Consider the following 7,728-nt stretch of genomic DNA (forward strand, 5'->3'; position numbering starts at 1 on the left):
CCTAGCCCTTCCGCCGGCGGCCGCCGCGCGAATGGCCGGCGGTCATCGGGTCGGGCTTGGGCGGCGGGACCCAGCCCTCCGGCTTGCGCGGCGTGGGCTGGTCCGTGCCCAGGCCCATCCGGCCCGGAACCTGACGCTGGAAGTACGACGCCTGCGGCGGCTCCTCGACGTCGCGCGCCAGAGCGCTGTGCTGGATGCCAAGGATATGGTCGCGGAGCTTCGCGGCCGTCTCGAAATCCTCGGCGGCCACCGCCTCTTCCAACTGTTCCTTCAGCTCATCGAAGTGCGACACGGCGGCCTCCATGGGATCGGCTTCCCATGAAGAACGCGCGAGCAGGCCTTTAGCCGCGCGCCGCGGCGATGCGGGCCCGGGCGATCTCGTCGGCGACCAGATCGGCGGGACGCTTTTCGGCGATCGACTGGTCGATGACCTCGCCCAGGGTCTGGGCCAGGCGGTCCAGCTTGGTCGACACCCATCCGCCGTCGAACGCGCCGCCGGCCTCCAGCGCGCGGATCTCGGCCGCGACGTTGATGATGCCGCCGCCGTTGATCACGTAGTCCGGCGCGTAGAGGACCCCACGCTCGAACACGGCCTGGCCGATCGCCGCATTGGCCAACTGGTTGTTGGCCGCGCCGGCGATGATCTTGACCTTGAGGCGCGGCAAGGTCGCGGCCGAGATCGCGCCACCCAGGGCGCAGGGCGCGAAGACGTCGGCCTCGACGTCGAAGATGGCGTCGGTCGGCACGATCGTGGCGCCGGTCTTGGCGGCCACCGCGTTCAGCGCGCCCTGATTGACGTCGGCGATGGTCAGGCGCGCGCCGGCGGCGTGCAGCTTTTCGGCCAGGTATCCGCCGACATGGCCGACGCCCTGGATGGCGACATGGACCCCGTTCAGGTCACGGTTCAGCGCGCGCTCGACACACAGGCGAACACCGCGGAACACGCCCTCGGCGGTGACCGGCGAGGGATCGCCCGAGGCGGCCGCATGGCCTTCCAGGCCGGCGACGAATCGGGTGGTGCGCCGGGTGGCGGTCAGGTCGGCCACGGACACGCCGACATCCTCGGCCGTCCAATAGCGCCCGGCCAGGCTGTCGACCGCGCGACCGAAGGCCTCGAACAGTTCTGGCGTCTTCTGGCTGCGGCTGTCACCGATGATCACGGCCTTGCCGCCCCCGAAGTCGAGGTCGGCCATGGCGTTCTTGTAGGACATGCCGCGTGACAGGCGCAGCGCGTCGGTCACGGCGGCGTCGGCGCTGGAGTAGTCCCACATGCGGCAACCGCCGGCGGCCGGACCGCGCGCGGTCGAGTGGATCGCGATGATCGACTTGAGACCAGTTTTTTCGTCGAAGAAAGCGTGAACGCCTTCATGTCCCTCGAAATCGGGGGAATCGAACAAGGTCATGCTGTCGGTCTCGCCTAAGCCGGGATGAACGTGGCGGGGGATGTACCCGCCCTCGCCTCGCGTCACAAGCCTGAAGGCGGGCGGTGCGACATCTTCCCCTTGCGGGATTTCGGCGGGTCCATGGCGGTCATGGCTTCCACGCTGGCGGGGATGGGCGGAGCGCCCGAGGGCGGCCACGCTCCGGGCGCGTCGCGCAGGAACGCCTCGGCGTCCGACCACACCCGCTCGGCCTGACGGTCCACCAGCAGCAGGTGATAGCCCTTGGCGTAGTAGGCCGTTCGCGCCCCGGGCAGCAGCCGCCCGACAGCCTCGACCGTCGGCTCGCGCGGGATGATGTGGTCGTTGGCGCCGTAGCACCAGGCGGTGGGAACCTGGATCTCTCCGGTCGATCTCCAGGCCTTCTCCATCAGACCCACCAGACCGTAGATCGTGTCCGAGCGCGCGCCCCAGATCATCAGGGGGTCGCGGCCCATCCGGCGCAGTTCGTCGATATTGTCGCTGGCCATCACGTTGCGCACCAGCCACTCGGGCGGCTTGACGACCCAGTCGCCAGCCACGTGGGCGGTGAACCACAGGCTCATGCGGTTGGGCAGCGGCTGGTTCGACCAGCCCCAGACCGCCGGCGCGAACAGCATCAGTTTGTCGACCGGCGGCGGATTGGCCGAGGCCATGGCGCAGATGGCCAGCGCCCCGCCCATGCTGACGCCGGCCAGGGCCACCTTCGCGGCTGGATGGCGCTCGCGAACGGCCAGGATCAGGGCCCGCACGTCTTCCAGCACGAGATCGGTCGGCGCCCATATGCCCCGCTCGGGCGAACGGCCAAAGCCGCGGACGTCGAGGGCATAGGTGGCGATCCCTCGCCCCGCCCACCACGCGCCGGCCAGATGATAGGCGTTGGCGTAGTCGTTCATGCCATGCAGCCCAACCACCACCCAGTCGGGCTCACCGGCCGGCAGCCAGCGCATCAATCCCAACCGCACGCCGTCGAAGCTGACGAAGGCGTCGTCCTGCAATCGCGGCCCCCGGAAGCCGAGCGCCGCCAGATCGGGCCTTTGGGTCAGGGGGGCGCAAGCGCTCAGGCCGGCGGCGGAAGCGGCGAGGAACAGGTCGCGTCGCGTCATGAGCCGAGAATTGCCGCGATCCGTTGGCGAAGATAGGGCGCGACCTCGGCCTCGAACCACGGATTGCGTTTCAGCCAGGCGGTGTTGCGCCACGAGGGGTGCGGCAGCGGGATCACGTTCGGCCCGAAATCGCGCCAGGCGGCGATGGTGTCGGTCATGGTCCTTCCGGTTCGCCCCGGCAGCGCCCAGTCCTGGGCGTAGGCGCCGACCAGCAGGGTCAGCTCCACGTTCGGCAATCTGGCGAGCAGCTGCGCCCGCCACAAGGCCGCGCAGCGAGGCGGCGGCGGGAAATCACCACCCTTGGGGTTCGTGCCCGGAAAACAGAAGGCCATCGCCGCCACGCCGATCTCGGGCCGGCCGTAGAAGGTCTCGCGATCCACGCCCATCCACTGGCGCAGGCGGTCGCCCGACCGGTCGTTGAACGGCAGACCCGTCTCGTGGACGACCCGTCCGGGCGCCTGGCCGGCGATCAGGATGCGGGTTTCGGCTCGCACGCGGACCACGGGCCTGGGGACATGCGGCAGGTAGGGTCCGCAAGCCCGGCAGGCGGCGATGTCGGCAAGGAGCGCGTCGAGCGGCATGGACGGGATTTAGGCGCGCATCCTTAAAGTCCCAAGCTCGGCCGAGTATCAGTCCTCGTCGCCGGCGACTTCTTCTTCGAAGCTGGTGGGATCGCCTTCCATGCGCAGGCGGATGCGATAGACGCCGCGGAACTTCTCGGGATTGACCGGCTTGTTGTGGCGCAGGATCACGACCTTGCCCTCGCGGGCCAGCTCGATGGCGTTAGTGCGCACGTGGCCCAGGATCTGCTGCCAGCGCTCCGGCTGGATCGCCTTGGCGACGTTCATGGGGTCGATCGACTTGCCCTGCGGCAGCGCCGCCAGCTGGGACAGGATGGTGTCTTGGATCGGGGAGGTCATGGGCGCTCCCTTGCCACGGATTGTCATCAGAGGCGAGACCGACGGCTTGCGCCGAGCGCCAAGGCCTTCTAGCTGATCCTCAAAAGAAACGGAGGGGATTGCGATGGACGGCGGCAACGAGGTGATCAGCGGACCGCGCCTGGTGGAGACCGGCGACTGGGCCGGCTGGCGCACATGGTCGGGCATGGATCCGTTCGAGGACCAGTCCGGCCCCTTCTACTTCCGCGAAGGCGAGGACGGCCGCGTCACCACCGCCTTCCGCGCCGAGAAGAAACACATGAACGGCGGCGGCTTCATGCACGGCGGCTGCATGATGACCTTCGCCGACTTCTCCCTGTTCGCCATCGCCTGGAAAGAGTTGGCCGACACCCGCGCGGTGACGGTCAGCCTGAACGGCGAATTCGTCGGCCCGGCCCGCCCCGGCGATCTGGTCTCGGCGAGCGGCGAGGTCGTCCGGGCCGGCGGCTCGCTGCTGTTCATCCGCGGCCTGATCGCGACGGGATCCAGCCCGATGCTGAACTTCTCCGGCGTGATCAAGAAGATCCGGTCGCGGTGAACTGCAATCCTCCCCCTGGCGGGGGAGGTTTCGGCTCGAAGAGACGACGGAGGGGGAAGAGGCCGGTTCAGCAGAACTTCCCCCTCCGGCCTTCGGCCACCTCCCCCGCTGGGGGGAGGATTTTGATCCTCTAAACCCCCGCCTTCGCCGCCGGGCGTTCCATCATCGCTTTCAGCCAGCGGTTCACGTGCGCCAGCTCCTCGTCGGGCCGGAAGCGGACCATGCGGGCGAAATCCAGGCCGGTGACGGCCAGGATGTCGGCGATGGTCAGGCGGTCGGCGGCGATGAAGGGGCTCTCGGCCAGACGTCGATCGAAGACCTTCAAGGCGCGCTCGGCGGCCTTGCGATTGGACTCGGCGATTTCCGGGACCTGGGTCTCGATCGCCGCCAGCGCCGGATGGCTGTGGCGCACGGCCATCATCAGCGGCGTCGACAGCAGCATCTCGGCCCGACGCGTCCACATCTCGATCACCGCGATCTCGCGCGGGTCGCGGCCGAACAGGTTCGGCTCGGGATAGAGGCTCTCCAGATAGCGGCAGATGGCCACCGACTCGGTGATGGTCGTGGCCTCGTCGATTTCCAGCGCCGGCACATTGGGCAGGCCGGCCTTGGCGAGATAGTCGGGCTGTCGATGCTGGCCGCCGAAGATGTCGATATCGACGATCTCGATGTCCTCGATCCCCTTCTCCGCCATGAACCAGCGAACCCGCCGAGGATTGGGCGCGCGACGGCTGTCATAGAGCTTCATGTGGTTCCTCCCGTCCCGAGAAGTTGCGCGCCTTCCGTCACGGAATAAAAGCCCTTCCCCCTTGATGGGGGAAGGGTTGGGATGGGGGTGACCTCTGAATTTCCGCCGCGACGCGCTCGGGAATCAAAGCCCGAACAGCGACCGTGGCATCAGGCCGACCAGCGAGCCGGTCAGGCAGGTGGCCAGGAAGCCGGCCATCATCGCCTTCCACACCAGGCTCAGCACCTCCTGACGGCGATGGGGCACCAGCACCGAGAAGCCGGCGACGTTCATGCCGACCGAGCCGATGTTGGCGAAGCCGCACAGGGCGTAGGTCATGATCATGCGGGTGCGTTCGTCGAGCAGGGTCCCGCCGACCTTCGACAGCTGGATGAAGGCGGTGAACTCGGTCAGGATCAGCTTCACGCCCAGCAGGCCGCCGGCGGTTCCGGCCTCCTTCCAGGGCACGCCCATCGCCCAGGCGAGCGGCGAGAAGATCACGCCCAGGCCGCGCGCGATGCTCAGCGGTTGCCCCCCCACCATCGGCATGGCGCCCAGGATCTTGTCCACCATCGTGGCCAGGGCCACGAAGACGATGAGGGTCGCCCCCACGTTCAGGGCGATCTGCAGGCCGTCGGTCGTGCCCTTCATCACCGCGTCGATCGCGCTGCCGTAGGTCTTGTCCTCGGTGGAGAGGTCGAGGTCGCCGCCCCGCTCCATCGGGTCCGACGGCACGATGATCCGGGCCAGCAGCACTCCGGCCGGGGCCGAGATGATCGAGGCCGTCAGCACGTGGGCGGCGGCGTTGGGCAGCACGTCGTGCAGGATCGTGGCGTAGGCGACCATGGTCGAGCCCGAGACGCAGGCCATGCCGACCGCGATCAGCATGAAGAGCTCCGAACGCGACAGCTTGTCGAGATAGGCGCGGATGAAGATCGGGCCTTCGATCTGGCCCATGAAGATGGTGGCCGCGGTGGCCAGGGCCGGCGGGCCGCGCAGGCCCAGCGTCTTCTGGAACACGAAGCCGAAGCCCTGGGCCAGCCACTTCAGGATCCGCCAGTGCCACAGCAGCGCCGACAGGGCGCAGACCACCAGGATCACGGGCATGACGCGGAAGGCGAAGATGAAGCCCGCGCCCGGATTGCTGACCGGATAGGGCTGGTCGCCGCCCGCCAGGAAGCCGAACACGAACGCCGTGCCCGCCTGGGTCGAGGCGCCGAGCCCCTCGACCGCCCCGTTGACGCCCTGCATCAGCTTCTGGGCCTGGGGCAGGCCGAACAGCACCAGGACCAGCATCACCTGGATCACGATGGCGCCGATGGCGAGCACCCAGGGGAATCGCTTGCGGTTTTCGGAGACGAGCCAGCAGAGGCCCAGGGTGAGCGCCAGACCCGCCAGGGCCTGAACGTTCTCGGGACGGAACATCAAGACGAAGACCTTACAAAGTGGCGGCGCCCCCGCGACGCCGGCCAAGGGGCGAAATGACACCAAGACGACCGTCGCACGCAAGCGGCTTGCGTAAGGAATGGTTAAGGACGACGCCCGGCGCCTAAGTCAGAAGCCGCTTACCGTCAAAAGGGCCGGCCGCCGGCCTGGGCCAGGGACACGCGCGCGTCGCGAAACTTCGAATCCGTGGCGATCTTCGCCTCTCACTCGGCGCCGGCCGATTATTTCACGCCAGAAATGCGCCTTACCCCGATTTAACTTGGACCTTCGCCGATCGCCGTTCATTCCTGCAACCGTCGGTTTGGGGAGCGAGAGTCCGAATGTCGTTGGCCTTGTCCACTCTTCTCTACGAGTGGCGTCGTTACATGGCGGCCGTGGTCGCCCTCGCCTTTTCCGGCCTGCTGGTGCTGGCCCAGGTCGGCATGTTCGTGGGGATCGGCAAGGGCTTCACCGCCCAGATCGACCGCGCCCGCGCCGACATCATGGTGCTGGGCCCCGGCGCCAAGGCGCTGTTCGGCGGTCCCTCGGGCCTGCCGCGCCGGATGATTCCGCTGGTCTACAGCCATCCCGAAGTCACTCAGGTCGCTCCGCTCGACGGGTCCGGCGGCCGCTTCCAGAACATCCTGTCGCCCGAGCAGCAGGCCAAGGAGGAAGCCCGCGCCAAGAAGGCCGGCAAGGGCGGGAAAGGCGGCGGCACGGCCCGCAAGACCGAGTTCGTCAACGTCACGGTGATCGACGCGATTCCCGGCTACGTGACCGTGCCCACCGACTACAGCCAGTCGATGATCGAGGCCCTGCGTCGTCCCTACGCCGTGGCCGTCGACCAGACCGCGCTGAAGCGCCTGGGCGTCAAGAAGGGCGACAAGGCCCTCTACAACGGCAAGACCATCAACATCGCCGTCGTCACGACCGGCTATCCCAACATCATCCAGCCCACCCTGGTGATGTCGCGCGACACCCTGCGGATGCTGGGCGAGGCCGACACCGGCCAGCGCGTCGGCCCTCTAATGGTCGAGATCCAGGATCCATCGCGCGCCGAGATCGTCGCGGCGCAACTGAACAAGAAGGCCGACGGCAAGTTCCGCGCCTGGACCCGCCAGGAGCTGGCCGACGCCAATTCCGGCGCCATGCTCGAAGATCAGATCATCGGCATCATGCTGGGCTTTTCGGCGTTCCTGGGCCTGCTGATCGGCGTGGCCATCACCTGGCAGACCCTGCGCGGCGCCATCATGGCCAACATCAAGGAGTTCGCCTCCCTGCGCGCCCTGGGCGTGTCGATGGGCGACCTGCGCAACATCGTCATGGAGCTCAGCTTCTGGGTCGGCATCGTCGGCGTGCTGGCGGCGGGCCTTCTGACCTGGCTGGTCACCCTGCTGGCCAGCGCCGGCGGCGTGCCGATGTACTTCCCGCCCATGCTGGTGGGCGTGGTCGCCGTCTTCCTGATCGTCATCGCCATGCTCTCCGGCTTCCTGTCGCTGGGCATCCTCAAGAACAGCCAACCCGCGGATCTGCTGCGATGAGCAACGATCACAGCCACAAGCGCGGCCAGAGCGCG

At 68.0% G+C, this 7,728-nt stretch carries 9 protein-coding genes and 1 pseudogene; 2 read left to right on the forward strand and 8 right to left on the reverse strand.

Annotated features, from left to right (window positions below):
* Nucleotide 1 precedes the first annotated feature (1 nt).
* The 5 genes from VJ655_RS01670 to VJ655_RS01690 form a co-directional block, all read right to left on the reverse strand.
* Nucleotides 2-292, reverse strand: a complete 291-nt coding sequence (locus tag VJ655_RS01670) for a UvrB/UvrC motif-containing protein (RefSeq protein ID WP_324097631.1) — start codon at nucleotides 290-292, stop codon at nucleotides 2-4.
* Nucleotides 293-341: 49 nt separating this feature from the next.
* Nucleotides 342-1,403 (reverse strand): Leu/Phe/Val dehydrogenase, encoded by a 1,062-nt coding sequence (locus tag VJ655_RS01675; protein ID WP_324097632.1) that lies wholly within the window; start codon nucleotides 1,401-1,403, stop codon nucleotides 342-344.
* Between the two features lie 62 nt (nucleotides 1,404-1,465).
* Nucleotides 1,466-2,524, reverse strand: a complete 1,059-nt coding sequence (locus VJ655_RS01680) for an alpha/beta hydrolase (RefSeq protein ID WP_324097633.1) — start codon at nucleotides 2,522-2,524, stop codon at nucleotides 1,466-1,468.
* Entirely contained in the window at nucleotides 2,521-3,105 is a 585-nt protein-coding gene (locus VJ655_RS01685; protein WP_324097634.1) for a uracil-DNA glycosylase family protein, read from the reverse strand. The genes VJ655_RS01680 and VJ655_RS01685 overlap by 4 nt, the downstream gene beginning before the upstream one ends.
* A 48-nt stretch (nucleotides 3,106-3,153) precedes the next feature.
* Complete coding sequence (locus tag VJ655_RS01690) at nucleotides 3,154-3,444, reverse strand: DUF3253 domain-containing protein (RefSeq protein WP_324097635.1); 291 nt, start codon at nucleotides 3,442-3,444, stop codon at nucleotides 3,154-3,156.
* 103 nt (nucleotides 3,445-3,547) lie between these two features.
* Here VJ655_RS01690 and VJ655_RS01695 point away from each other — a divergent pair, with 103 nt between their 5' ends.
* A complete protein-coding gene (locus tag VJ655_RS01695; RefSeq protein WP_324097636.1) occupies nucleotides 3,548-4,000 on the forward strand; it encodes a PaaI family thioesterase in 453 nt (150 codons plus the stop codon).
* 5 nt (nucleotides 4,001-4,005) lie between these two features.
* Here the strand turns inward: VJ655_RS01695 and VJ655_RS01700 are convergent.
* The 3 genes and pseudogenes from VJ655_RS01700 to VJ655_RS01710 form a co-directional block, all read right to left on the reverse strand.
* Nucleotides 4,006-4,114 (reverse strand): annotated as a pseudogene (locus VJ655_RS01700) (hypothetical protein); the annotation flags it as partial.
* 16 nt (nucleotides 4,115-4,130) lie between these two features.
* Complete coding sequence (locus VJ655_RS01705; RefSeq protein ID WP_324097637.1) at nucleotides 4,131-4,748, reverse strand: glutathione S-transferase; 618 nt, start codon at nucleotides 4,746-4,748, stop codon at nucleotides 4,131-4,133.
* Between the two features lie 123 nt (nucleotides 4,749-4,871).
* Nucleotides 4,872-6,152 carry a NupC/NupG family nucleoside CNT transporter gene (locus tag VJ655_RS01710; RefSeq protein ID WP_324097638.1) on the reverse strand — a complete coding sequence of 427 codons (1,281 nt, stop codon included), beginning with the start codon at nucleotides 6,150-6,152 and terminating at the stop codon, nucleotides 4,872-4,874.
* A gap of 341 nt (nucleotides 6,153-6,493) precedes the next feature.
* Here VJ655_RS01710 and VJ655_RS01715 point away from each other — a divergent pair, with 341 nt between their 5' ends.
* The gene (locus tag VJ655_RS01715; RefSeq protein ID WP_324097639.1) at nucleotides 6,494-7,693 is read left to right on the forward strand and encodes an ABC transporter permease; all 1,200 of its coding nucleotides are present in this window, start codon (nucleotides 6,494-6,496) and stop codon (nucleotides 7,691-7,693) included.
* Nucleotides 7,694-7,728: the final 35 nt, after the last annotated feature.

This window comes from Caulobacter sp. (genome assembly GCF_035254145.1).
In the GTDB taxonomy this organism is placed as follows: Bacteria; Pseudomonadota; Alphaproteobacteria; order Caulobacterales; family Caulobacteraceae; genus Caulobacter.

Bases quoted from the DNA above. Each gene is read 5' to 3' on its own strand.
- VJ655_RS01715 (WP_324097639.1), top strand. From the start codon at position 6,494: ATGTCGTTGGCCTTGTCCACTCTTCTCTACGAGTGGCGTCGTTACATG.
- VJ655_RS01705 (WP_324097637.1), bottom strand. From the start codon at position 4,748: ATGAAGCTCTATGACAGCCGTCGCGCGCCCAATCCTCGGCGGGTTCGC.
- VJ655_RS01695 (WP_324097636.1), top strand. From the start codon at position 3,548: ATGGACGGCGGCAACGAGGTGATCAGCGGACCGCGCCTGGTGGAGACC.
- VJ655_RS01685 (WP_324097634.1), bottom strand. From the start codon at position 3,105: ATGCCGCTCGACGCGCTCCTTGCCGACATCGCCGCCTGCCGGGCTTGC.
- VJ655_RS01690 (WP_324097635.1), bottom strand. From the start codon at position 3,444: ATGACCTCCCCGATCCAAGACACCATCCTGTCCCAGCTGGCGGCGCTG.
- VJ655_RS01680 (WP_324097633.1), bottom strand. From the start codon at position 2,524: ATGACGCGACGCGACCTGTTCCTCGCCGCTTCCGCCGCCGGCCTGAGC.
- VJ655_RS01710 (WP_324097638.1), bottom strand. From the start codon at position 6,152: ATGTTCCGTCCCGAGAACGTTCAGGCCCTGGCGGGTCTGGCGCTCACC.
- VJ655_RS01675 (WP_324097632.1), bottom strand. From the start codon at position 1,403: ATGACCTTGTTCGATTCCCCCGATTTCGAGGGACATGAAGGCGTTCAC.